This is a genomic window from Aliiglaciecola sp. NS0011-25 (assembly GCF_040370605.1).
Classification (GTDB): domain Bacteria; phylum Pseudomonadota; class Gammaproteobacteria; order Enterobacterales; family Alteromonadaceae; genus Aliiglaciecola; species Aliiglaciecola lipolytica_A.
On sequence record NZ_BAABWR010000003.1, the window covers coordinates 113,293 to 137,749 of the forward strand.

Below are 24,457 nucleotides of genomic sequence, written 5' to 3' on the forward strand. Positions count from 1 at the left end.
GTTATTCGGTTTTAACACGGGAATTACCAGCGGCAATTAGGTTTGGAGTTGCCGCATTCCTAATATTACCAACACCAAACCGGTGATATGCAAAGAGGTGACAGGTTCATCCAAAAGCTGGTTAGATAATATAATCGTAAATAAAGGCCCCACTGCGCCAACGATAGACGCTTTACTTGCCCCTATTCTTTTAACCCCAGCACTGATCATAAAAGATGGAATCAAGGTCATAAAGATCGCCACAATTACCCCCCCCATATAGAGCTCAGTTGAGTAGTGCAACAAATCTCCCACACCTGCGGCATAAGAATGTATGAGCAGTGTAATACAAGCAGATATCATAGCCAGGCAAACAAAGCGCTGACTACCAATCTGTCGAGAAAAACGCTGGGTAGCCACTAAGTACCAAGCAGTTAAAATACTCGCAAGAAAAACCAGAAAGCTACCCCAGTAAATGTTTTCTCCACCAAACGAGAGGTCGGCATAGAAAAACACCAAAATTCCAGCATAAGATAAGATTAATGCTAACCAAATTTTAGTGACCGGCTTTTCATTTAAAAACCACCAACCAAATAAGATGGCCACTGCGGGATAACAAAATAGAATGATTCTTTCTAACCCGGCGGTAATATATTGCAATCCCAGCAAATCAAAATAACTGCCTAAATGATAACAAGCAACGCCCGCGGCACAGCAAGCTAATAATTCCTTAGCACTGAGTGTTCCCCACCCCGTTTGTTTTAACGACCACATTAGGATAAGTAAATAAAACGGTAAGACAAACAACATGCGCAGTGTTTGCAGCTCCAATGGACCTATACCCAGCTGATAGAGGTATTTGATCATAATTGCTTTGCTGGAGAATAAAATAGTACCTAGTACGACTAGAAAAACCCCAGAATCAATTCGCAACATTAACGGCTTCAAATGATTGGGAATAATGTAGACGTCGCTGATTATCTAAAATAATCGCTTCATAGCCGCGAGTGTGATTGATTAAATCTATGCCTTTTTTGACGCCTAATACAAACACAGCAGTGGATAAACCATCGTTCAACGTGCTTCTGGGGCCTATGATAGTCACACTCTGCACTTCATAGATGGATTCCCCACTTTGCGGAGAAAGAATGTGATGATAGCGTTTCCCATCCTCTTCAAAATATCTTTCATAATCACCAGAGGTGGACATTGCGATATTTTCAAGAGGCAAAACCACTGCTTGTTTTTGCCGATTTCGAGGGTCACGAATACCCACTTTCCAAGGACGGCCATTGCGATCGCCTAGCAGCCCCGTATCGCCGCCGGCTGTTACTAAAGCATGCTCAATACCCATATTTTTTAAAATAGATAATGCATTATCAACTGCGTGGCCCTTGGCAATCCCCCCCAAATCTATTTTGACTTTAGGGTGCGCAAACTTAACAGTTTGTTTATGTGGGTCTAGCTGCAAGTGACGAAAATTAATAGCATCCAACAAGGTTTTTATTGTCTGCGCATCGGGCCGTTGTTTTTGCCGATAGTTATACAAATAGCCCACGCTGGCGAAAGTAATGTCAAACGCCCCATCAGTTTCCTCTGAAAGCCCATAAGATAACTGCAATAATTCAAACATTTCTTTAGAAACAGCTACTGGAGTGTTCGCCGCTAAGCGGTTCACTTTCGACAATTCGCTGCTATCGATATAAGGGCTCATTAATTGATTTATACGCTGCATTTCTTGCATTACCGCATCCACAGCTGCATGTCCTAGCTCTGGGGAGGCGGCCCAAATTTCGGTATGGATGTTGGTGCCCATAATCCCGCGACTATCAGCGTACCAAGCGCCTTGCTCGTTTCCAGCAGGTTTTTCTAACTGGGTCGCTGACTGCCCATAGACACTAATAGATAAGGATAAATTAGTCCCAAGGAAAATGATTATTAGCGTTGAAAAAAACGCCTTCACTTTACTCATTCAAGGTTAAACCGTACTGATAAAGTGCATTCTTTTTAACACCGAAATGCTGAGCTGTAAGTGCTGCTGCCTTTTTTAAGGGTAAATCTTGCAATAAGATTTTGAGCAGTTGCAAACTTTCAGCTGGCAATTCGTTATCGTTTTTCGGTGCGCCTGCAACCATCAACACAAATTCTCCGCGCTGATGGTTAGCATCTTCTAAAAGCCACGCCAAGACCTCAACGGCACTTGCAGAATAAAATGTTTCGAAGGTTTTAGTGATTTCTTTGGCGATGGATAATTTACGATCCTCACCCAAGACTTCAATTATAGCTTTTACTGTATCTGCAATACGACGGGGAGATTCGTAAAAAACAGTGGTTGCTGTTTCGCTATTGAGACGTTCTAGTACGCTATGTTTAGCGACCTGCTTTACAGGCAAAAATCCGTAAAATAGAAACTGATCTGTGGGAAGCCCAGATGCACTTAAGGCAGCAATAGCCGCACAAACGCCTGGGATAGGCACTACTGTCACCTCTTGCTCTCTACAGCGATTGACTAAGTTATATCCAGGATCACTAATTAAAGGTGTGCCTGCATCTGAAATCAACGCGACATTCAGTCCTTCTTTCAACTGTTCTATCAAGCGATTAGAAATTTGTTTTTCGTTATGATCATGAACTGCTGTCATTCGGGTCTTCACTCCCCAATGCTGCAACAGCTTTTGACTATGTCGAGTATCTTCGGCGGCAATCAAATCCACTTCATTTAATACTTTGATTGCGCGGTGCGTAATATCATCCAAATTTCCAATTGGTGTTGAAACAATGAACAATGTGCCAGTTTTTACCACTTATAATCAGCCTTTGATTGTTTTACGTCATTAGGCATTTTAAACTACCTAAAGGTAAATGGGTTGGAAAATTTTGAGAGTATCGATGGGTAAGTTAAAATGGCTAGTTGCTTGCAGTGCGATCACGGCATTAATTGGTTGTGGTTCAACACCTGTGAAGAACGATACGGCGAGCAATAATCAATCAACAGATCTGGTTAAGCAAGATGAACAAAACACGCTACCGCAAGATCCTATCTTTTATTTAGATGAAGCTAAACGTGTTTATGCCAATACCGGAGACCAAAATCTGCGTAATCAATGGATAATCCGTGCCGCAGAATCTTATAAACAGCAAGGCGCATGTCTGCAAAGTGAAAAAATTGTACATTTATCTATCCGTGAATTTACTGATCCAGCCCTACGCAATCAAAGTCAAATAATTTTAGCGGAATGTGAGTTATCTAAGCCCGCTACTGACTGGCAAAAAATCGCAAAACTGCAAGGCCAAATAAATCAAGATATTAGTCATAAGAAACGCGCTCTTCGTATCCAATATGCGCAGTTTGTGCATTTAAAACAATGGCTAAATGCGGCACTATCCTTGAATCAAATTGAACCGACAGAACAACAGCAAAGTGAAGATATATGGTATCTGCTGCAAAGACTGAATGAACAAGAGTTAGAGAATGCACTGCGCAAACATGCAGATTTGTCTGCTTGGTTACAACTGAGTTTGATTGTTAAACGTTTTGGTCTGCAACAAGGGCAATTACAAACTGCCGTAGCCGAATGGCAAACACGTTTTCAAGCTCACCCGTTAAGCCTTAATTTGCCTGCTGAAATACAGCAAGCCATGCAGATCAGTCAATTACAAATGCAAAAAATTGCAGTCTTACTGCCGCTTTCAGGCAGGTTATCGCAACAAGGAGAAGCCATAAAACAAGGCCTCTTAGCCGCCTACTATTTAAAACAGAAATCTGTTTCAAGTGATTCTCAGGATGCTTTTCCAGCGCTACACTTTTTCGATATAGAAAGTAAACCAATGTCAGAATTAGTGGCAGAAGTTTCTGATTATGATGTGGTTATCGGTCCTCTAGTAAAAGATAAATTGGCTGAGTTCAGTCAGCTTGCTCCTCCAGAACTGAATATAATTGGCTTGAACCGATTAGACGAAACAAACTTAGTCGCAGAACCTGGAATAATAGATACACAGCCCATCGATGAAAATCAGAAATTAGCGCTAGCTGAGCAAGCAGCCCCTCCTGGGATTCGAATTTACTTTGCATTATCACCAGAAGATGAGGCGGTGCAACTGGCCAACAAAGTATTCAAAACTGGAGCGGTAAGTCCAATAGTGGTAACCCAGCAAAGCGGTGCCCCTATGCGAATGGCCAATACGTTTCTGCAAACTTGGCAAATTTTAACCGAAGACAATGATGTGTCACCGGGATTAGCGACTTTTACCGATAATAAAAGTATGCGAACCAGCTTAACCTCTTTGCTGGATGTATCCCAAAGTAAAACCCGCATTGATCAGTTGGAAAGTATCACAAGCGAGAAGATATATTCGGTACCACGAAACCGTCGAGATGTTGATGCCATAGTATTATTTGCATCTCCAGAACAAACCGAATTACTCAACCCTATTGTTGAAACAAGTTTAAGTCCATTTAATGATAAAGCTGTGCCCGTATATGCTTCATCACGGAGTTATAGTCAGAACTTCAGTAATAATACCTTACGAGATCTGCGTAATATCACATTTACTGACATGCCTTGGATGTTGCCTGATGGCGCGCACCAGTCACTTAAAAATGAAGTTGCTGAAATTTGGCCTAAACAAGACGACACGTTAAAACGTTTATTTGCATTAGGTTATGATGCGTATACTCTGGTACCTTTCTTACCCGGTTTAAAAGCATTACCACAAGTTTCTATTAAGGGCCTGACAGGAACCCTTTCAGTAGACCAAAATGGCAATATTATTCGTGTACTGCCATTTGGAAAGATTACCGAAAGCGAGGTTATTTTGCTTGCAATGGATTAAGCAGCGCTTTTCCAGAACAACAGGGCTGCTGTCTGAAAATCGAGCTCGCCAATACTTGGAAGAAAACGGACTCCGATTTTTCCAAAGCAATTATCACTGCCGCACAGGTGAAATAGATTTGGTGATGCAAGATGACCAAGAATGGGTATTTGTTGAAGTGAAATTTCGGAGTCGATCTGACTACGGTACGGCAGCGGAATATTTTCATGCTGCTAAACGAAAAAAATTTACGCAGGCAGTGAAACATTTTATGCACTTTCACCGTCTAAACCCCGCAATGGTAGCGCATCGAATCGATTTAGTTGCGATTGACGGGGATCAAATCCAATGGTTTAAGTCGGTCTGAAAGAAACGCCATTGAAATTCTATTTAAAACACTATTGAGATTGTCATGATTGAACAAATAAAAGCTAATTTCACTGAAAGTATCCAGACTAAAATCGCTGCAGGAGAAGTACTTCCAGAGTCTATTTTTAAAGCGTCGCAAATGATGGTTGATGCATTAATTCACGGCAATAAAATATTATCCTGTGGTAATGGTGGTTCAGCAGGAGACGCACAGCACTTTTCATCAGAACTTCTCAACCGCTATGAACGCGACCGCCCAAGTTTACCTGCAATGGCTTTAACCACAGATTCTTCAACCATCACTTCTATCGCCAATGATTACAGTTATGACGAAGTCTTCTCCAAGCAAGTTCGCGCCCTTGGTCAAGCCGGTGATATTTTACTAGCAATTTCCACCAGTGGTAATTCAAGAAATGTCATCAATGCGATGGAAGCTGCGTTGAGTCGAGATATGACCATAGTAGCCCTAACCGGTAAAGACGGTGGTGAAATGGCCGGATTACTTGGCCCAAATGATGTCGAAATTCGAGTTCCATCTAGTCGTACCGCTCGCATCCAAGAAGTACACTTATTGGTGATACACAATCTATGTGAGTGTATTGATGACAGTTTGTTTCCTGAGCAAGGCGCGGAGTAACTAAATGTTGACTAAGTCTTCCCGTTTACTGATTCTAATGGTTGTGGCCTCATTGTTTATGCAGGGCTGTGCAGCGCTGGTAGTCGGTGCAGGTGTGGGCGCAGCTTCAGCAGCCCATGACAGACGCACTTTGGGCACGCAAATAGATGACAAAACCGCCACGGCACGGTTAGCATCCAAGTTTTCTAATAATTCGAATTTAGATTCTGCCAAAATCGACATAACAGTATTCAATGGCATCGCTTTATTGGTAGGACAAGCACCAACAGAATCAATCAAAGCAGAGATTTCTACAACCGCACAAACTGTTGAGAATTTGCGTAAAATTCATAATCAAATGCGCGTTGCTGAGCCTATACCCGCCACAGTGATAGCAAATGACACTTGGTTAGCCAGCAAGGTGAAAACCGCCCTGATTGGCGATAAACGTGTGGATGGATTAAATATCATTGTCGAAGTTGAAGACTCTGAAGTGTTTTTAATGGGCTTAGTCGATAGCAACGAAGCGGATATCGCGGTTGAAGTGGCCAGAAACGTAAATGGTGTCGCCCGAGTCATCAAAGCATTTGAATACAAATAGGTATCTTTTTAGATTGGACTCGGGAACCGCTGTGTAAGGTTACTCACTGTAAGTTTTTGGGAAACGAGTCCATATCTTTATATAACCATTTAGCGTCGAATAATAAATCATTCACTTTGCTCTGAGCAACGCGTATTTGAGACGGTGACATTTTTTCAAATAATTTAAAATAATGCGCGTTCACCTCAGCTTTACTTTTGTCTAAAGCACTGTATAGACCTTGCCAAATAGCGGCCTTCTCTAGTTCATTTTTATCCAGATAGTAGCCAACATAAAATTCATATACTGACGGCTGAATATCTTTAATTACGTCTGCCTTTTTGAGTGCTTGACGAGCATACTCTAGACCTTGTTCTTTGTTGTATTTAGCGTATCGGGTCATCAACGCAACATAAACATCTACGTGAACGTCTTTAGCTGTCTCAAAGCCATTTACCATAGACTCCCAGTTGTCGTCATTCTGAGAGTTTGTCCATAACCATAGATTGACTTCAGGACGAGCTATAGCGCGAGTACTGGCAATTAATTCCTTCTGTATTTCGGGAATCTTTCTGATGGTTATGATTTGTGATTGTTTGTCATCTTTATTTCTCACCGCTTCAGAAACAAAAGCATCCTCCAGACAACTGCGATACGCATCTAAGGTTTTGAGGGCAACATAAGTATTGATAGAGCTAAGTTGCTCACGTTGACGCGCTAGATCTCGAATGACTTCACTGCGAGGTATTGAACACAAGGCTCCGGAATGAGTGTTATCACAGATATCTTTATAGGTATCACAAATTTGCCACATGGAGTCATCTGCTACTCCATCATTTTCACAACCGGTAATCAAAATAGTTACCAAAATGAGCCAATAACGCATGTATACCTTTCCTAGAAATGTTGAACTGATTAATTTTACTAAATGACAAAAAAGGCGCTAAACAGCGCCTCTTATTGATTATTTAACAACCGTTAAATTGGGTGGTCCTTTTCTCTCAGGCTTAGGTGTCGCTTTAGGTTTAGATGCGACTCCGCCTTTATCTCCATCAGTTAAATTTTCTTCAGGAGTAAATACTGTACCAGCACCATTTTCTTTAGCATATATAGCCAAAACAGCATGAGTGGGCACGACTAATTGCCGTGCAACACCACCAAAGCGAGCTTCAAAACTAACATCTGCATCACCGAGATTTAATTTAACACATGCACCTGGTGATACATTAAGAACAATTTGTCCATCATGCACATGCTCCTGTGGCACGTTAGTACCAGGAACAGTTGCATCAACAACTAAATAAGGTGTTAAGTCGTTGTCTACGATCCATTCGTAAAATGCTCTTAACAAATACGGTTGATTTGAAGTCATCATAATATGCTACCTAAACCACTTATAGTGGATCGTGTATCTCTCTTTCTTGATCAGTCAACGAAGCTTTAAAGGAGCTACGAGCAAATATGCGATTCATATAGGCTAATACTTCTTTACTGCCAGCACCGGTTAATTCGATACCAAGTGCAGGCAACCTCCACAATAGCGGAGCTAAGTAACAGTCAACCAAACTAAACTCTTCGCTCATAAAGAATGGAGTTTCAGCAAATAATGGAGCTAGGCTAAGTAACGCTTCGCGCAATTCGTTGCGTGCTGCATCCAAATCACCTTTACCAGAAAGAATCTTTTCAGCTACTGAATACCAATCTTGTTCTATACGGTGCATCATCAAACGACTTTGGCCGCGAGAAACAGGATAAACTGGCATAAGAGGAGGATGTGGGAAACGCTCATCCAAGTATTCCATAATAATATGGGACTTGTACAAAACAAGTTCTCTATCGACCAGCGTAGGCACTGTGCCATAGGGATTTAAATCAAGTAAATCTTCAGGAAGGTTGGTTGGATCAGTATAGCTGATTTCAACACCCACTCCTTTTTCCGCAAGTACAATACGCACTTGGTGACTGTAAATATCACTTGTGTCTGAGAACAACGTCATGATTGAACGTTTATTCGCGGCTACAGCCATTAACTATCCTCCAGAATCAACAAAACAGGTCAACCAATTCTTTGTTTTAAACCACAAAATTGATTGGCTGCCTAACACCGCCAAGGTATTAGACTCATTAAAAAAAGGGGCAGACTCGCCCCTTTTCGGATTATACCTTAATTTTGGGTGAATTAGTGAACATCACGCCAATATTCTTTCTTAAGTAAGTAAACAAAGATAAACAACACAACGATGAAGGCAAGAACCCATCTACCAGTCGCTTCAAGATTCAAACGACCAGGCTCACCAACATAGACAAGGTAATGGACTAAGTCACCCACAGCCTTATCGTATTCTTCAGCGTTAAGCTCGCCATTACCATCAGTTTTAATGCCAACGTAAACTTCTTTCATTTCACCGTCGATCATTCGTTCTTCATGGGTTTCACGCGGTGTGCCTTGCAATTCTTGCAATACGTGAGGCATACCTACATCAGGGAAACGCTTATTGTTAACCCCAAAGGTTTTGCTTTCGTCTACGTAGAAAGTACGCAAATAAGTATACAACCAGTCGGCACCTCTCACCCGCGCTACTAGCGTCAGGTCAGGTGGTGGAGCGCCAAACCATTTAGCGGCATTCTCAGCAGGAATAGCACTTTTTATATGGTCAGATACTTTTTCACCGGTGAACTGCAAATATTCCTGTCCCAATTCATTAGGAATCCCTAAATCTTTGAAACTGCGCTCATAACGTTGGTACTGCATGTTATGACAACCTAAGCAGTAGTTATTGAACAACTTAGCACCATTTTGTAATGCTGCTTTGTCGTTCAAATCAATATCTATATGGTCGTTTTCGATTCCACCACCGGCTGCACCAGCAAGTCCCGAAAACAATAAAGTTAACACTAATACAAACTTTTTCATTTCGTGATCCTCTCTGGTACCGGCTTAGTATTCTCATTTCTGCTGTAAATAAACATTAAAACGAAGAATCCAAAGTACATGATAGTTGCGATTCGAGACGCAATTATTTTCCAATTTTCTTGTGGTGTACCACCTAAGTAACCTAAGAAGATAAACACGGCTGCAAAGACCAATAGATTCCAGCGATGTAAACCACAACGATAACGCCAAGATTTCACTTTACCGCGGTCAATCCAAGGTAGTAAGAACAAAGCAATGATTGCAGCGAACATACCGATAACACCACCGAGCTTATCAGGAACGGCTTTTAAGATTGCGTAGAAGGGTGTGAAATACCAAACAGGGAAAATATGTTCAGGAGTTTTCAACGGGTTAGCAATTTCAAAGTTAGGATGTTCTAGGAAGTACCCACCCATTCCAGGTGCGAAGAACATGATGTAACAGAAGATAAATAAGAATGCAGCAAATGCAACCATGTCTTTCAACACAATATGTGGGAAGAAAGGTACTACGTCATCAATGATGTCGTATTTTTTAGTGTAGTATTCGTGCATTTCAAATTTGGTTTTTTGATCTTCAGTCAATGAACCTTTTTTGCGCTTAACTTCAACGCCATCAGGGTTATTTGAACCTACTTCATGCAACGCAACTATGTGTAAGAACACTAGAATGACGATGACCAGTGGCAATGCAATAACATGCAAGGCGAAGAATCTATTGAGGGTAGCACCAGAGATAACGTAGTCCCCTTGAATCCATTCAACTAAGTCTGGACCAATCACAGGGATAGCGCTAAACAAGGATACAATTACCTGCGCCCCCCAGTAGGACATTTGTCCCCAAGGAAGTACGTAACCCATGAAGGCTTCAGCCATTAGCGCAAGGTAAATGAACATACCAAACAACCACAGTAGTTCACGAGGCTTTTGGTAAGAGCCGTACATCATTCCGCGGAACATGTGCAAATACACCACTATAAAGAAAGCCGAAGCCCCTGTAGAGTGCATGTATCTAAGTACGTCTCCGTAAGGCACATCACGCATGATGTATTCTACAGAAGCAAAAGCACCTTCAGATGAAGGTACAAAATTCATGGTTAGCCACACACCGGTGACAATTTGGTTTATCAGTACAATTGTGGCCAAGAAGCCAAATATATACCAAAAATTCATATTTTTTGGTGCAGGGTATTGAATCGCGTGCATGTTAGCAACGCGCATCATCGGAATACGATATTCAATCCAATCTAAAAGACTTTTAAACATCTTATGCTGCCCCCTCGGCTTCTGAACCGATAATAACGGTATTGTCATCAACATACTGATAAGGCGGAACAACCAAATTCAGTGGTGCAGGTACTCCATCAAACACGCGGCCAGCCATATCAAATTTGGAACCATGACAAGGGCAGAAGAATCCCTCGTCTACGCCTTCAACGTATTCGGCAAATGCGCCGTCAGCCAAATGCTGTGGAGAGCATCCAAGATGCGTACAAATGCCCACGAGTATTAGGTATTCTTCCTTCAGAGAACGGTAACGATTTTTGGCAAAAGCTGGTTGTTGCTCTTGCTCAGAATCTGGATCTTTGAGTATATCTTCGTGTTTTGCCAATGAAGCTAGCAGTTCTGGCGTCCGCCTTACAACCCAAACTGGTTTACTTCTCCAGATAACACGGATCATTTGCCCCGGCTGAATTTTACCAATGTCAATTTGCACATCAGCTCCAGCGGCTTTCGCCCTTTCACTCGGGTTCCAAGAACCAATAAAAGGTACTGCGACACCTGCAACGCCTGCTGCACCCACCACTGATGTAGCTACAGTGAGGAATCGGCGTCTAGGGTTGTCTTGGGGCTGATTGTCATTCTTTGACGAATCATTTGTATCGACAGACACATTGCTCATCCACTCTTCTCCAAGTTCGGATTTAGTGATACTTCTTGAACATAACTAGTTGGTTCCGATAGCGATTTGCTAGCAGCTAACTGTCACAAGAAATTACGGTTTTGTTGAATTTATCTATTAACATGAAATGATAAAAGAAAACCCCTAATAAAGACAAGGAATTAAGTAAATAAACCTATGTTTTGTGGGATTAATTTGTCTTAGGACAACTCAATCAAATTTAATAGACATAAAAACATCAAATTTTTAACAATAAAAAACCCAGCGTTGCTGGGTTTTTTGAAATATTCGTAACGTAAAAATTAACGTTTTGAGTATTGAGGACGCTTACGCGCTTTATGAAGACCCACTTTCTTACGTTCAACTTTACGTGCATCACGAGTTACGAACCCGGCTTTACGAAGAGCTGGACGAAGTGTTTCGTCATATTCCATCAAAGCACGAGTAATACCGTGACGGATTGCGCCAGCTTGACCACTAATACCACCACCGGCTACGGTGACGTATAGGTCAAATTTATCAGTCATTTCAACTAGCTCAAGTGGCTGACGAACAACCATGCGTGCTGTTTCACGACCGAAGAAAACATCCAAAGGACGTTTGTTAACTAAAATGTTGCCACTACCTGGACGTAGAAAAACACGAGCGGTAGAGCTTTTGCGACGGCCAGTGCCGTAGTATTGAGTATCTGCCATTTTTCTCGCTCCTTAAATGTCTAGAACTTGAGGCTGTTGAGCAGCATGTGAATGCTCAGTACCAGCGTACACTTTCATTTTGCGGAACATAGCACGTCCAAGAGGACCTTTAGGCAACATACCTTTTACCGCTTTCTCAATGATCATTTCAGGCTTGTGAGCTTGAAGTTTCTCAAATGTTGTATCTTTCAATCCACCTGGGTAACCAGTGTAGGAATAATAGATTTTGTTCTGTGCCTTACGGCCAGTAACAGTTACTTTTTCAGCATTGATTACGATAATGTAATCACCAGTGTCAACATGAGGTGTGTACTCTGGCTTATGCTTACCGCGTAAACGTATCGCGATCTCTGTGGCCAAACGGCCTAGTGTTTTGTCTGCGGCGTCAACCACATACCAGTCGCGTTTTACCGTCTCTGGTTTTGCAACAAAAGTTTTCATTTTAAAATACCCGAAATATATAAATTGTTACTGGTTAATTTTCTGCTCTAGCCAAATATCCGATGTTTAACATCTTATATTCAACAATCCAGAAAACCTCTTAAATCAACATATTGACCCCTTCGAGTCGATTGATTCTTCCACTTTCCCAAAGTGGGCGTAACTGGGCAGGGCGCGAATTATACAGAAGTTTTCATAAAACGCGAGAGTATATTGCAAGTTTTTTAGGCAATTAAGCCAATCAATTCATATTCTATTCATCTAACTTGATCCATTGTAAAGGCAAGTTGCAGCGAAAATATTGGTATTTATTACAGCCGTATCAAGTTGAGATACCTGAAAACACTAAATTAGTTAATTAGCCTTGTTTGAGATATATTGCCCAACAATGTAAACCATAGGTCATTTTTATGGTCATAACGCGCACTGTCTGGGATATCATTTGTCTGTTATGCGCGAATACAATTTTCTATTGGAGTCAGTTAGATGAAGTATATTAAGTGGTTTTTGTTGGTTGTTACAGCCATACAATTTAACTTAGCCTCTGCTACCAGTTTACGTTCAGAGCAAATAGCGTTGAGCAAACAGCAAAGTAGCGAAAAAAAAGACTCGGCTATTACCCCTCTGATTGTTGGAGGCTCATCTGCTGATGAGGGAGAGTATCCCTTTATGTCGGCATTAGTGGTAGTGGGTACAGAAGTGGAAACTACGGTTACGGTAAATAATACTGCTTATCAATCTGATCCATTCGGATTTGGACCAGACGGCGAAGCGACAGGTATTATAGTCGACTGTGGTATCGGCGATGCACAATGCCAAGGCGTAACAAATAATATTTGTTTAATCGAACGTGGTGAAATTAATTTTTCCGAAAAAGCGCTCAATTGTGAATCCGGTGGTGGAATTGGCGCGATTATCTATAACAACGTCGATGGGCCCTTAGAATCAGGAACACTGGGCGACGACTTCAATGGCAGCATCCCAATTGTGGGTATTACTCAAGAAGACGGACAAGCACTCATCCAATTAGAAAATGCCACCGCCAGCATTGCTGTTACGACTTTGCAAGGTTCGGTTCAAGATGTCGTTTGCGGAGCAACATTTTTAGGTGAGCAATGGGTATTAACCGCAGCCCATTGTGTAGACTCTGAATTTGCAGATCAATACAGAGTTAACGTTGGTGAATACGATCTCAGAGATGGTGCAGATCAAGCATTAGCCATTAAGCGGATTTATTCCCATCCTAATTATGATTCAGAAACCTTCGATAACGATGTGGCGCTGATAGAATTAGAGCAGAGTCTTGAAAACACGGCTATTCAACTTGCAGACTCAAGCACCACAGACCAACTCGCTATCGAGAATACGATTGCGACATCTATTGGTTGGGGTGGCCGCACCGGTTACCTGCCGAACGAGGGACCTACTGGCAACTTCCCAGATATACTGCAAGAAGTGGAACTTCCCCTGCTCACCAATACCCAATGTCGCAGTGAATTAGCTAATTCACAAGGGGTAAGTCAATCAGCTACTGGTATTACCGAGCAAATGATATGTGCAGCACTGGATTCAGGTGGAGCAAGTGCCTGTCAAGGCGATAGTGGCGGGCCTTTGTTTGTTGAAACGAGTTCAGGCCCCATGCAAGTGGGTATCACCAGCTGGGGCATAGGCTGTGCAGCTGAAGGTTATCCTGGTGTATATGCCAGAGTCGGCGCTTTGCTCGGCTTCATTAACGCCACTCGCTATGGCGTTGGTATTACAGGAGAAGCGAAGATCACCAACACACCAGTCAACGTAAATTTTGTACAGCAATATACAGTGACTAATAATTCGAACAGTACGATTATGCCAACTATTAGCCTGTCTAATAGCAACGACTTTAGTATCGATAGCAGTCAATGCACGAGCTTAACGGCACAACAGAGCTGTCAGCTTTTGCTCACCTTTAATGCACAATCTCAAGGGCTTAAGTCAGCTACAATTTCGATTACATCTGATGTACAAGATATTCCCACTAGCAATATTAGTATTCAAGGTTATGCGGTTGACCAAGCTACTAATTTGGCTAGTTCAATAGGCACAGCAAACGCAGCAGTGACGATATACAGTGGTGGCGACGCGGCTTGGCGAAGTAGCTCTTTGGGAGGTATTGTAAGTGGCAATATTTCAAGTAATCAAGAGAGTATTTTGATCGCCCTGATTGAAGGCGAAGGCACATTGAATTTTGAGTGGGCAGTTTCATCAGAAGAAAACGAAGATGAACCAACAGAGCCTTTTGACGCTCTTTATCTGCTGGTAAATGGTGAAGAACAAGAATTTATTTCCGGTGAAGTGGATTTTACGACTCAGAGCATATCGCTTGCTGAAGGTAATCACTTAATAGAAATATCCTATCGCAAAGACTTGAGTGTTTCAGAAGGCGACGACCAAGGGAAAGTGCGTAACTTTGTATTCACTCCGACAACGCCAGTTAGCAACCCAACGACTCCAACTGATAGTAGTTCTGGAGGGGGTGGTTCTATGACTTGGTTGCTACTGCTATTACTTGCTGGTTTAGGCGCGCGAAAACTAACCTTCTAAATGTTTAACCTTTTGCCAGATGGCTTCCATCTGGCTTAGGGTAGCATCACTGAGATCGGTTTTTTGTGCAGCAAAATGTTGCTCTACTTTGGCAAAGCGCCCAGCAAATTTTCGATTGGCTTTTCTAAGTGCTGTTTCAGGGTTCACCTTTAAATGTCTAGATAGATTCACCACCGCAAACAACAAATCGCCCATTTCTTCTTCAATACGTTGATGATCCTGGGGATCTTGCTTCACCTCTTCCATTACCTCAGCGATCTCTTCTTCCACTTTATCAACCACAGGAGCAACATCAGGCCAATCAAATCCCACTTTGGCACACTCTTTTTGGATTTTTTGCGCTCGCATCAATGGCGACATTCCGATTGGAATATTATCCAAAATACTGGCTTGTGGATGCCCCCCCTTTTGTACTCGTTCCTGCTGTTTAATCGCATCCCAAGTCAGGCTTACTTGTTCTACTGAAGTCTGTTGTTGCTCGGCAAATACATGGGGGTGACGACGTATAAGCTTATCGCAGATTGTTTGCGCTATCCCTTCAAAATCAAACGCTTGTTGCTCTTTCCCCAATTGCGCATAAAACACTACTTGAAATAACAAATCGCCCAGTTCTTCTTGAATATCCTGCATGCTGCCATGTTCTATTGCATCAGCAACTTCATAGGCTTCTTCGATGGTAAAAGGCACTATAGTTTCAAAACTTTGCTGTTTGTCCCACGGACAACCATTTTCAGGATCACGCAGGCGTGCCATGATGCTAAGCAAGCGCTCTACTTGTGGATAATGGCTTAGTCCACCTGACTCACTTGTCGAGCCTGACGACATCAGTGACTCCTTTAACTTGTTGCAATCTGGCAATGGTTCTAGACAAACTAGCAAGATCTTTAACTTCCAGAGATATCTTGATTTTAGCTGTTTGGTCTTTAGTGTTACTTAAGCTGTTAACTCCCAACAAAGTGACCTTGTCGTTGGCCAACACAGTAGTAATATCGCGTAAAATGCCATCGCGGTCAGAAGTGTGAACATCTAAGTCGGTTAGGAAGCTGCCTCTTAAATCATTCGCCCAGTTTACTTCTATTTCCCGTTCAGGATGTTGGTCTAACAAATGGCTTAGCTGATCACAATTTTCTCGATGCACGCTAATACCTCGTCCCATAGTGATATAGCCTTGTATTGAATCCCCGGGTAATGGCTGACAACACTTAGCAATTTGACTCATGAGATTGCCAACCCCCTCCACGACTATGGTATCCGTGGTACCTTTTGCAGGTTTACTTTGAGTGGTTTTAACGCGAGGATCGATTTCCGGTGGTGGCGCGTCTAATTGTTGTAAATAATTAACCACCTGCATAATGCGCAGATCCCCCCCCCCAATGGCAGCGTATAAATCTTCAACCTGATTCACATTGAATCGTTCACACGCCTTAGCGGCATCTTTCAAAACCAAATTAGCTTTGGAGAGTTCACGGTCTAGCAGTTCTTTTCCGGCTTGTAGGTTTTTCTCTTTGTCTTGTTTTTTAAACCAAGTATGAATTTTTGCTCGTGCTCTTGAAGAATGCACGTAACCCAAACTAGGGTGCATCCAGTCACGACTAGGATTTAAATTCTTACCGGTCAATACTTCAACCTGATCGCCAGTTTGCAATTGATAAGTAAAGGTAACAATACGGCCATTTACTTTGGCACCATTACAGCGGTGACCTACATTGCTATGGATGTAATATGCAAAATCTAATGGAGTTGAACCCAGCGGCAAATCAATAACATCACCCTTAGGGGTAAAGACATAAACCCTGTCATCGAAAACCTGACTGCGTAACTCCTCCACCAAATCGCCTGATTCTGCGACTTCTTCTTGCCATAACAGAATTTTACGCAACCAATTAATTTTATCTTCGTAAGCTGAGCGCTCTGAACTTACCCCTTCCTTGTATTTCCAATGGGCTGCAACACCCAACTCGGCATCCTGATGCATTTGCTCAGTACGGATCTGAATTTCAACTGGGCGTTCTTCTGGCCCTCTTACCACGGTATGTATTGATTGATATCCATTAGGTTTAGGAGTGGCAATATAGTCATCGAATTCATTGGGAATATGTTTAAACAAAGAATGGACTATACCCAATGCGCTATAACAATCTTGCAGTCTTTCTGCGATGATTCGGACCGCTCGAATATCAAACAGTTGTTCGAAAGACAAATGCTTTTTCTGCATCTTCTTCCATATACTGTAAATGTGTTTTGGCCGGCCGTAGACTTTAACTTTGATATTGGCATTATCCATTTCAGTTTGTAAATTGGTAACAAACTCTTCGATATATTGCTGCCTGTCTGTACGCTTTTCATCTAATAATTTAGCAATTTGTTTGTATGTTTCTGGGTGTAAATAACGAAACGATAGATCTTCTATCTCCCACTTAAGCTGACCAATTCCTAACCGATTAGCAAGGGGAGCGTAGATAGTTGAACACTCGCGCGCAACAATGACACGGGTTTCTTCATCCGCTTTTTTCATTTTCTGAAGCGTACAAATTCGCTCAGCTAATTTGATTAATACCGTGCGAACATCTTCGACCATGGCTAGCAACATGCGCCGGATATTGTCTATTTGCGCTTCATCAGCCTTTTTACTACTGCGGCTATGTAAGGTCTTAATCGCATCCATACGACGCACACCACTGATTAAGTGACGCACGCCCTTGCCAAACTCTTCTTCGATTTGATCATCATCTAAACCATGCACTTCACAATATGGATAGACTAAAGACGCTTGAAGCGTTTCATCATCCATATTTAATTCATGTAGAATTTCCACCATTTCTTGGCCAACAAGCAAGATTTCCGGTGATTCAGATGTGTCTCGTAGTTTTTGTTTGGTGCTCTCCGACAGGTTCAGGCAATCAAGCCATTTATCAAATGTAGGTCGTTCTGGTTGATGAACTGTTCGGATAGAAACCATAATAATAGCCCAGTAGAGTTACTTTCGTTTATTCAGAGGCACAAATAATGCCATCAATTCAGTGTGTGCAGTTTGTGGAAACATATCCATTACACATAATTTATCGAGTCTATAATTTTTTTCAATTAATTGTGCTGCATCACGGGCGAAAGTGGCAGGATTGCAGGACACATAAAGAATATGAGATGGCTTTAAAGTAGCTAGCTGTTTAACAACAGCCAGTGCACCTTCTCGGGCAGGATCAAGTAACACTTTATTGCAGGTTTCAATTTGCTCATGCTCAGATAATTTTGTGCTATTCAAATCAGAATGAATGAAATGACAATTATTGAGTTTGTTGATAGTTGCATTATGTTGGGCTCTTTGCACCATTTTAGGTACACCTTCGACACCAACTAAACGGTCGCATTGAGCCGCAATGGGCAGGCTAAAATTACCAATTCCACAAAATAAATCCAAAACAGCGTCAGATTTGTCTAACTCTAGCCAATCCATTGCTTGCTTGATCATGTTCTGATTAACCTGCGGATTTACCTGCACAAAATCATCATTGTGGATCTGCAGACTCAACTTAGGATTAATTTCATAAGCCAACTGCTTATCGGGCTGGGTAACAAACTCTTGTCTGTTTTGCTTATCTTCTAAAATTAACTGTAGACCATATTTTTCAGCAAACTCAGCACATAACGCACAATCTTGGTGACTCAAGGAGTGAATCGTGCGGATACAAACTTGTACACCATTATCAGAGTTTAGCAGACTAACATGACCTATATTTGAAGGTGTTTGCAACTTAGCGAACATTTGTTGTAATGGCTCAATCAACTGCTCAAGTTGTTGGTTAAGCACAGGACATTGTTGCAAGCTAAATATTTTATTACTGCCTTTGGTTCGAAAACCAAGCTTCAACGCATCTGGATTTCTCGCATCGACAGACAACCGTGTTTTACGTCGATACCCCGTTGGACTAGAGTGAAGTGCAGCTTGCCAATCTAAATTGGATTGTTTATCGCTGAACTTGCGCATCTTTTTATTTTTGCCTCCGCGAGTGGCTTTGCTAAGCACCCTTTTCGCCGGTGGCGAAGATTGATTAGTATCCAACGCGGTGTGTAAGATTAGGTTTTGTATCGCGGCTTGCTTAAATTGCAACATCGCATCGGTTTGGCAATGTTGGGTTTGGCATCCACCACAGACATCAACATGTTCACAAAAAGGAAGCTGTCTAAATTCCGATGGCTGAAGAATGTTGAGTAAACGAGCATTACAGACTTTGCCACGATCTTCTGTTATTTCAACTTCGACGGTTTCGCCAGGTAAAACACCTTCGATAAAAATAAGCGGGTCGTGATCTGCACTAACACCTTGGGCCAAATGATCTAAGTGAGAAATCGTCACGATAACACGCCGACCAATCAACTGACTCTTGGAAGCATCACTACTTTTGTTCTTTTTCGGTGAATAGAAGTTAACCATGGTTATTTACTCTGCTCCAAAATCACTGTGGCCATTGCATAGTGCTGCTCATCTGAAATAGACACCAAGGCATTATCAATACCACGCTGCTCACACAATTTTGCAAAGTGTCCACTAAAGCGAATTATAGGTTCACCCAACTCACCACTGGTAATTTCGATTTGTTGCCAACCCACACCATTCCCAATCCCCGTACCTAAGGCTTTAACTGCCGCTTCTTTAGCGGCAAATCGCTTCGCTAAATATCGTGAAGGATAAGGGTGTTCACGATAAATCTGCATTTCAGTGGACGTTAAAATACGTAAAGGCAATCGATCTGATTTTTCAAGTTGTTTCTCTAATCGCACTATTTCTATAATGTCTGTACCCAGACCTAAAACCGCCAACTTATGCCCTCGCCTCTAACATCAGTCGTTTCATATCGGCAACCGCAGTGGCTAATCCATCAAACGCAGCACGGGCAATAATCGCATGGCCTATATTCAATTCAATAATTTCATCCAATGCAGCAATCGGTTTGACGTTGTGATAATGCAAACCGTGACCGGCGTTAACCTTTAATCCCAAAGAATGGGCGTAACTTATCCCAGTTTTAAGCTTTTCCAACTCTACTAACATTTGAGCTTCGGTAGTCGCCTCGGCATATTGACCTGTATGTATTTCAATGTACGGCGCGCCCGCTTTTAGCGCAGCATCGATTTGATTCTTTTGCGCATCGATAAATAGCGACACTTGGATATTTTGTTCGCCCAATCGCGAACAAGCCTCTGTTAATTTACTGAGATTACCCGCAACATCTAAACCACCTTCAGTGGTAAGCTCCTGTCTTTTTTCAGGCACCAAGCAACAAAACTCTGGTTTAGTCTGGATAGCTATCGCGAGCATTTCTTCGGTCACTGCCATTTCTAAATTTAAGCGAGTATTGATGGTTTCTCGAAGCAGTCTCACATCGCGATCTTTAATGTGCCGGCGGTCTTCACGCAAGTGAACTGTGATCCCATCAGCGCCTGCGCGCTCTGCAATATCGGCGGCATGCACAGGATCAGGATATTGGGTTCCTCGCGCATTTCGCAATGTGGCGATGTGATCAATATTCACACCCAAGAAGATATCACTCATTCAGTTCGCTCCAATTTAATAAATAACTCTCTGCTTTTTAACGGTTTATCACCGATAATAGGTTTAAAAGCCATCCGTGTAACACGCTTGGCAACTAGTAAACTTTGTTTGTCCCACTGAAAACTAGCAACATTTTCTAAATCTGTTCCTAGAAAACAATTAGCGGTTTGCTCCACCTGATTAAGACGATAAAAACCGCGATCACTAATGAAACTATAATAGCCATTGGGTTCTAATTTGTCGCCAGAATGACAATCAGATTGCCAATCGAATCCGTAACCAATATTGTGAATCAGACTGATTTCAAATTCCCGTAATACAACTTCAATTGATTCATTGTTAGCAAGGCGAAGCAGGCTGGCCATATAAAGGTCAAACACTTCAGGATATGACACTTCTTTTGGCAATACTCGATTAAGCAGTTCATTCAAATACATTGCGGAAAATAATACTGCACCTTGCAACAAAAAAGCTCTGCCATTTCCTTCAATTTGTGCAAGGTTTTTCAATTCATGCCTTCCACTGAACGTTAGGCTCAGGGGTTGGAATGGCTGTAGAAGACTCTTTTTTTCATTCGACTTGGCGCTTTTACCGCCTCTGACTCCGCGGCACACGGCAGAGATACGCCCCTGTTGCTTAGTGAAAAAATCTACAAGAAAACTGGTTTCCCGATATTGTCGTCGATGAAGAACTAACCCATTGAGCATTGCATTGTGCTCAGCCATCGCCAAAATTCCTAAGCTATTTTGATTCTAACCACTTTCATCGCTTCAAATTCTATTCCCGCAACAGTTTCAACTATTGGGTAATAAGTAAGATTCACCTGACAACCATTGAGGTTTTTGTATTGTTTCTTACGACGAAATTTAAAAGGCACGTCTTGTCCTTCAACCATCACTGTATTCATGATCCAGTCTTCATCTTTGCGTTGTACATGAGAAACTACTTTCATCATCTCGGAATGAATCAAGTTGTCATGTTTATCCAGTAATTTGGAAATGTTGGATTTGGCCATAATCTTCTTAGTCTAAATGTTTAAGGTAAATTTAAGGTAACCAAAGCTAAGTAAATATACTTAAAGACGAAATATTACCTCTTTATTCATCTCTTCTATGGTTGCAGCTTCTGTATAATAACATTTACCGTGTGAAAATGGACAATAAAGCACAATCCTCCTTCCTAGTTACGGATTAAGCCCCTGAGTCTAAATTATATTGTCCGATAACAAGCCCCTGATTTAGCACGACCTTTAGCCTCTAAACGTAACCGCAAAGAGATTTCTTAGTATTTTTTCCGCCTAATTTTTATACTAAAGTTGAATGGTGTTTATTGGCTGGTTTGTTAAAGTCCTACGCTCAGTAAATATAGGTTTAAGTAATGGTTCAAAAATGGCGAAGATACTTCAAGAATAAAGTTATAGTTGCCATAGTTGCATTCATTTTTGCAGTGGCCCTAAGCGCAATTATTTCACTTTTGAAGTCAGTAGAAACTCAAAGTCTATTGGAGCAAGAGAGCCTTACACCTGCCTTCAATTTAGTCTCCGAAGAAATCGTAAAACCTTTGTTTATCGCTGAAACAATAGCGCGGGCATCAAGCCTGAAAACGTTGATGAATGACACAGTTATCGATCAAACTGCAATTGAACAGAAGCTCAAAGATTTATCGAAAGAATTCAAAATGGAGTTTTTTGTTGCCAACGAAAGCAACCGAACTCAATATAATTCCGATGGTCCATCATTGGCTTTGGACGAAAATAAAGTTGAATGGTATTTTCGCGCCAAAAAAACCAAGCATAAAATCGTCGGCATATTAGGCAATCGCCAAGATATACGCATTTATTATGATGTAAAAGTACATAATGACGAAGGTGAGTTTCTTGGGTTCATAGGGCTAAACAAAAAATTAACTACTTTCATCAATGCCTTCGACGATTTTAAAAGGCAATATGGTTACGATTTTGTTTTTGTTGATCACAATGACAACATTGTATTGTCTTCTGACACAAACTTGGTAGCTGACGGCAAGCGCATCTTGCAGCTAAATCAACTTCCTTGGTATGCCCCTTTTATTTCTAGACGAAATAATATCAATCATTATAACAATTATCTTGTTGAAGTAGCAGGAGAAGACTTACTCATTGCAGAAGCAGATTTCGAGTCATTAAATTGGAAAATGTTTTTAATCAACCCTTTGAAAGTTCGGCAGATTGCTGCAACTGAAGACTTTGCAATTCAAACCGTTTACATCACTATCGCAATTTTTACTGCAATTTTAATTATTTGGTTAATTGGCAAGTCGTTACAAGGTGAATTTGCAAAACGCCATCAAAGAGATCCATTAACTCAGCTTCCCAATAGGGCACATTTAGCTTGGCACTATGAAAAAGTAGCCAGAATGAATAAATCCATTGCTGTGATAATGGTGGATTTAGATCACTTTAAGGATATAAACGATACTTACGGTCATAGCGCTGGTGATAAGGCATTGTGCGAAGTCGCCACTTTACTTCAGTCTTTTCTAAGGGATATTGATATTGTCGCTAGATGGGGCGGAGAAGAGTTCGTTATTCTGCTCCCTGCAGCGGATATTACGATTGCTAATCACATCGCAGACAGGGCGCGAACAGTTATCGCCAAACATATCTTTGTTGCAGATAAAAAAGTGATTCAAATTACCGCTAGTTTTGGGGTAAGCGCAGATACGGAGACATCTAATTTAACACAACTTATCGACAGTGCAGACGCAGCTTTGTATGATGCCAAAAATAGCGGGCGTAACAAAGTATGCTCAGTGAAACAGCCCGTACGTAGTAATCCACAAAAGTCCTATGCCCACGGATAACCTTTGACTTAGGCTGCCTGCAGTTCACCTGATCACTTCATCTGAGTAGTATTAGTTGCCTAAGCCCTTTGCTATACTCCCTTGCAATTAAAACTATTCATTTTTTAAGGCTGTAGAGTGGTTAAAACGATCTGGTGTAATGTGGTTTTACTGTGTTGTTTGCAAATATTAGTAGGCTGCCAGCAAGAGCCAGCCAAAACGGATGCAATGTTGTACCGAGAAGCAACTGTTACGCAAGCACAAATCCCCCTCGATAAAGCCTTGTTGTTATTAACCCCTGAAGTCAGAAATGCCCCTATGGCAAATCTAGATACCTTAATTATTGCCAACCAAGGGTTGCGCGATGCTCGCCAAGTTTATGCTAAAAATAATATTACCCATTATCAAGATGAAAAATTAACTGAGCTCGAAGGGATAATTCAAGCGTTGGAACCAAACCTGGTAGACAGAGCCAAATCTCTACTCAATCAAGTGGTTGATCGCACATCTGAATTACGTAAACAGATTGAAGAAGCCAAAAACCAACCGTTCAGCGCCAGAGGGAATGACACGGCGCAATTAGTCGAATTCCTTGGTAAACAATATAACCAGGATGTGAAAGACTGTTGCTTGAATCAACTTTCGCAAATTGATCAGTTGCTCAAAAGCAACACCAAGGAACACAGAGAATTAATCATTTTAATTCGCTCAATCAACCAAGAATTAGCGACTGTAATAAAACAAAAAGACTATGCAGATAAACTTAAAAGTCGGATTCAAGCTTCGCAATAATGGCTTGATTCGCTGCCGGAAAGGTCAAGCTAGCAAGGCTATCAATAGCCACCCACTGAGTTAGTTGACCTTCTTTTCCGCAGGGCTCATTGCTAAATTGTTCAACTAATTGAATATGTAAACGAACTTGTTTATCTCCGTAATCATGTTCAATGAACATAAATTCAGACTGCGAAACCACATCGATACCCACCTCTTCATGTAACTCGCGCGCTGTGGCTTGCGCAACGGTTTCGTTTGCTTCAATCTTGCCACCAGGAAACTCCCATAACCCTCCTTGATGCAAATCGTCCGCTCGCTTACTAATAAAGATTAGATTATCCCGTTTAATGACGCCAACCGCCACGTCTACAATTTTCATTCGATTATTTCCACAAAAAAAGGGCAAAAATGCCCTTTTTATATA

General features: G+C 41.6%; 26 protein-coding genes. 7 read left to right on the top strand and 19 right to left on the bottom strand.

Annotated elements, in window-relative coordinates; all coding sequences use genetic code 11:
• Positions 1-36: 36 nt before the first annotated feature.
• From ABWV72_RS03620 to rsmI, 3 genes are read right to left on the bottom strand one after another with little or no spacing between them, the layout of a single operon-like run.
• Positions 37-915: a DMT family transporter gene (locus ABWV72_RS03620; RefSeq protein WP_353368768.1), complete on the bottom strand. Its 879-nt coding sequence runs from the start codon at positions 913-915 to the stop codon at positions 37-39.
• The gene (locus tag ABWV72_RS03625; protein WP_353368770.1) at positions 902-1,951 is read right to left on the bottom strand and encodes an FAD:protein FMN transferase; all 1,050 of its coding nucleotides are present in this window, start codon (positions 1,949-1,951) and stop codon (positions 902-904) included. Before ABWV72_RS03625 ends, ABWV72_RS03620 begins: the two co-directional genes overlap by 14 nt.
• On the bottom strand, positions 1,944-2,783 hold the full coding sequence (gene rsmI, locus ABWV72_RS03630; protein ID WP_216046910.1) for a 16S rRNA (cytidine(1402)-2'-O)-methyltransferase: 840 nt from the start codon (positions 2,781-2,783) through the stop codon (positions 1,944-1,946). Before rsmI ends, ABWV72_RS03625 begins: the two co-directional genes overlap by 8 nt.
• Before the next feature lie 85 nt (positions 2,784-2,868).
• Here rsmI and ABWV72_RS03635 point away from each other — a divergent pair, with 85 nt between their 5' ends.
• Genes ABWV72_RS03635 through ABWV72_RS03650 form a run of 4 tightly spaced genes read left to right on the top strand, consistent with a single transcriptional unit; the run spans position 2,869 to position 6,377 of the window.
• Entirely contained in the window at positions 2,869-4,812 is a 1,944-nt protein-coding gene (locus ABWV72_RS03635) for a penicillin-binding protein activator (RefSeq protein WP_353368772.1), read from the top strand.
• The gene (locus ABWV72_RS03640; protein ID WP_252728771.1) at positions 4,799-5,158 is read left to right on the top strand and encodes a YraN family protein; all 360 of its coding nucleotides are present in this window, start codon (positions 4,799-4,801) and stop codon (positions 5,156-5,158) included. The genes ABWV72_RS03635 and ABWV72_RS03640 overlap by 14 nt, the downstream gene beginning before the upstream one ends.
• 45 nt (positions 5,159-5,203) lie before the next feature.
• Positions 5,204-5,797: a phosphoheptose isomerase gene (locus ABWV72_RS03645; protein ID WP_216046913.1), complete on the top strand. Its 594-nt coding sequence runs from the start codon at positions 5,204-5,206 to the stop codon at positions 5,795-5,797.
• 4 nt (positions 5,798-5,801) lie between these two features.
• Positions 5,802-6,377 (top strand): BON domain-containing protein, encoded by a 576-nt coding sequence (locus tag ABWV72_RS03650; RefSeq protein WP_353368775.1) that lies wholly within the window; start codon positions 5,802-5,804, stop codon positions 6,375-6,377.
• 43 nt (positions 6,378-6,420) lie between these two features.
• On the opposite strand, the gene ABWV72_RS03655 is transcribed toward ABWV72_RS03650, so the two are convergent.
• From ABWV72_RS03655 to rplM, 8 genes are all read right to left on the bottom strand, one after another.
• A complete protein-coding gene (locus ABWV72_RS03655; RefSeq protein WP_342806966.1) occupies positions 6,421-7,242 on the bottom strand; it encodes a DUF2989 domain-containing protein in 822 nt (273 codons plus the stop codon).
• Between the two features lie 78 nt (positions 7,243-7,320).
• Complete coding sequence (locus ABWV72_RS03660) at positions 7,321-7,728, bottom strand: ClpXP protease specificity-enhancing factor (RefSeq protein ID WP_216046959.1); 408 nt, start codon at positions 7,726-7,728, stop codon at positions 7,321-7,323.
• 22 nt (positions 7,729-7,750) lie between these two features.
• Positions 7,751-8,383 (bottom strand): stringent starvation protein SspA, encoded by a 633-nt coding sequence (gene sspA, locus ABWV72_RS03665; protein ID WP_342806964.1) that lies wholly within the window; start codon positions 8,381-8,383, stop codon positions 7,751-7,753.
• 152 nt (positions 8,384-8,535) lie between these two features.
• Positions 8,536-9,270: a cytochrome c1 gene (locus ABWV72_RS03670; RefSeq protein ID WP_216046917.1), complete on the bottom strand. Its 735-nt coding sequence runs from the start codon at positions 9,268-9,270 to the stop codon at positions 8,536-8,538.
• Complete coding sequence (locus ABWV72_RS03675) at positions 9,267-10,535, bottom strand: cytochrome b (RefSeq protein ID WP_216046918.1); 1,269 nt, start codon at positions 10,533-10,535, stop codon at positions 9,267-9,269. Before ABWV72_RS03675 ends, ABWV72_RS03670 begins: the two co-directional genes overlap by 4 nt.
• Position 10,536: 1 nt before the next feature.
• Entirely contained in the window at positions 10,537-11,172 is a 636-nt protein-coding gene (petA, locus tag ABWV72_RS03680; RefSeq protein ID WP_216046919.1) for a ubiquinol-cytochrome c reductase iron-sulfur subunit, read from the bottom strand.
• 302 nt (positions 11,173-11,474) lie between these two features.
• Positions 11,475-11,867 carry a 30S ribosomal protein S9 gene (rpsI, locus tag ABWV72_RS03685; protein WP_353368778.1) on the bottom strand — a complete coding sequence of 131 codons (393 nt, stop codon included), beginning with the start codon at positions 11,865-11,867 and terminating at the stop codon, positions 11,475-11,477.
• Positions 11,868-11,879: 12 nt separating this feature from the next.
• On the bottom strand, positions 11,880-12,308 hold the full coding sequence (rplM, locus tag ABWV72_RS03690) for a 50S ribosomal protein L13 (RefSeq protein ID WP_216046920.1): 429 nt from the start codon (positions 12,306-12,308) through the stop codon (positions 11,880-11,882).
• 486 nt (positions 12,309-12,794) lie between these two features.
• Here rplM and ABWV72_RS03695 point away from each other — a divergent pair, with 486 nt between their 5' ends.
• Positions 12,795-14,888 (top strand): trypsin-like serine protease, encoded by a 2,094-nt coding sequence (locus ABWV72_RS03695; protein ID WP_342806960.1) that lies wholly within the window; start codon positions 12,795-12,797, stop codon positions 14,886-14,888.
• Here the strand turns inward: ABWV72_RS03695 and mazG are convergent.
• From mazG to ABWV72_RS03730, 7 genes are read right to left on the bottom strand one after another with little or no spacing between them, the layout of a single operon-like run.
• On the bottom strand, positions 14,877-15,713 hold the full coding sequence (mazG, locus tag ABWV72_RS03700; protein WP_353368781.1) for a nucleoside triphosphate pyrophosphohydrolase: 837 nt from the start codon (positions 15,711-15,713) through the stop codon (positions 14,877-14,879). The two genes, ABWV72_RS03695 and mazG, sit on opposite strands and share 12 nt — an antisense overlap.
• Positions 15,691-17,847, bottom strand: coding sequence for a GTP diphosphokinase (gene relA / locus ABWV72_RS03705; protein ID WP_353368783.1), 2,157 nt, complete (start codon positions 17,845-17,847; stop codon positions 15,691-15,693). The genes mazG and relA overlap by 23 nt, the downstream gene beginning before the upstream one ends.
• Positions 17,848-17,865: 18 nt before the next feature.
• The gene (gene rlmD / locus ABWV72_RS03710; protein ID WP_353368785.1) at positions 17,866-19,320 is read right to left on the bottom strand and encodes a 23S rRNA (uracil(1939)-C(5))-methyltransferase RlmD; all 1,455 of its coding nucleotides are present in this window, start codon (positions 19,318-19,320) and stop codon (positions 17,866-17,868) included.
• Between the two features lie 2 nt (positions 19,321-19,322).
• On the bottom strand, positions 19,323-19,706 hold the full coding sequence (gene acpS, locus ABWV72_RS03715; RefSeq protein WP_216046925.1) for a holo-ACP synthase: 384 nt from the start codon (positions 19,704-19,706) through the stop codon (positions 19,323-19,325).
• A 1-nt stretch (position 19,707) separates the two neighbouring features.
• Positions 19,708-20,439, bottom strand: coding sequence for a pyridoxine 5'-phosphate synthase (gene pdxJ / locus ABWV72_RS03720; RefSeq protein WP_216046926.1), 732 nt, complete (start codon positions 20,437-20,439; stop codon positions 19,708-19,710).
• Positions 20,436-21,164: a DNA repair protein RecO gene (gene recO, locus ABWV72_RS03725; protein ID WP_252728773.1), complete on the bottom strand. Its 729-nt coding sequence runs from the start codon at positions 21,162-21,164 to the stop codon at positions 20,436-20,438. Before recO ends, pdxJ begins: the two co-directional genes overlap by 4 nt.
• An 11-nt stretch (positions 21,165-21,175) precedes the next feature.
• Positions 21,176-21,454 (bottom strand): hypothetical protein, encoded by a 279-nt coding sequence (locus tag ABWV72_RS03730; RefSeq protein ID WP_252728775.1) that lies wholly within the window; start codon positions 21,452-21,454, stop codon positions 21,176-21,178.
• Between the two features lie 362 nt (positions 21,455-21,816).
• Between ABWV72_RS03730 and ABWV72_RS03735 the strand changes: the two genes are divergently transcribed.
• On the top strand, positions 21,817-23,280 hold the full coding sequence (locus ABWV72_RS03735; protein WP_353368788.1) for a sensor domain-containing diguanylate cyclase: 1,464 nt from the start codon (positions 21,817-21,819) through the stop codon (positions 23,278-23,280).
• 117 nt (positions 23,281-23,397) lie between these two features.
• Positions 23,398-24,051 (top strand): hypothetical protein, encoded by a 654-nt coding sequence (locus ABWV72_RS03740; protein WP_353368790.1) that lies wholly within the window; start codon positions 23,398-23,400, stop codon positions 24,049-24,051.
• Here ABWV72_RS03740 and mutT read toward each other — a convergent pair.
• A complete protein-coding gene (mutT, locus tag ABWV72_RS03745) occupies positions 24,023-24,412 on the bottom strand; it encodes an 8-oxo-dGTP diphosphatase MutT (protein ID WP_353368792.1) in 390 nt (129 codons plus the stop codon). The two genes, ABWV72_RS03740 and mutT, sit on opposite strands and share 29 nt — an antisense overlap.
• Positions 24,413-24,457: the final 45 nt, after the last annotated feature.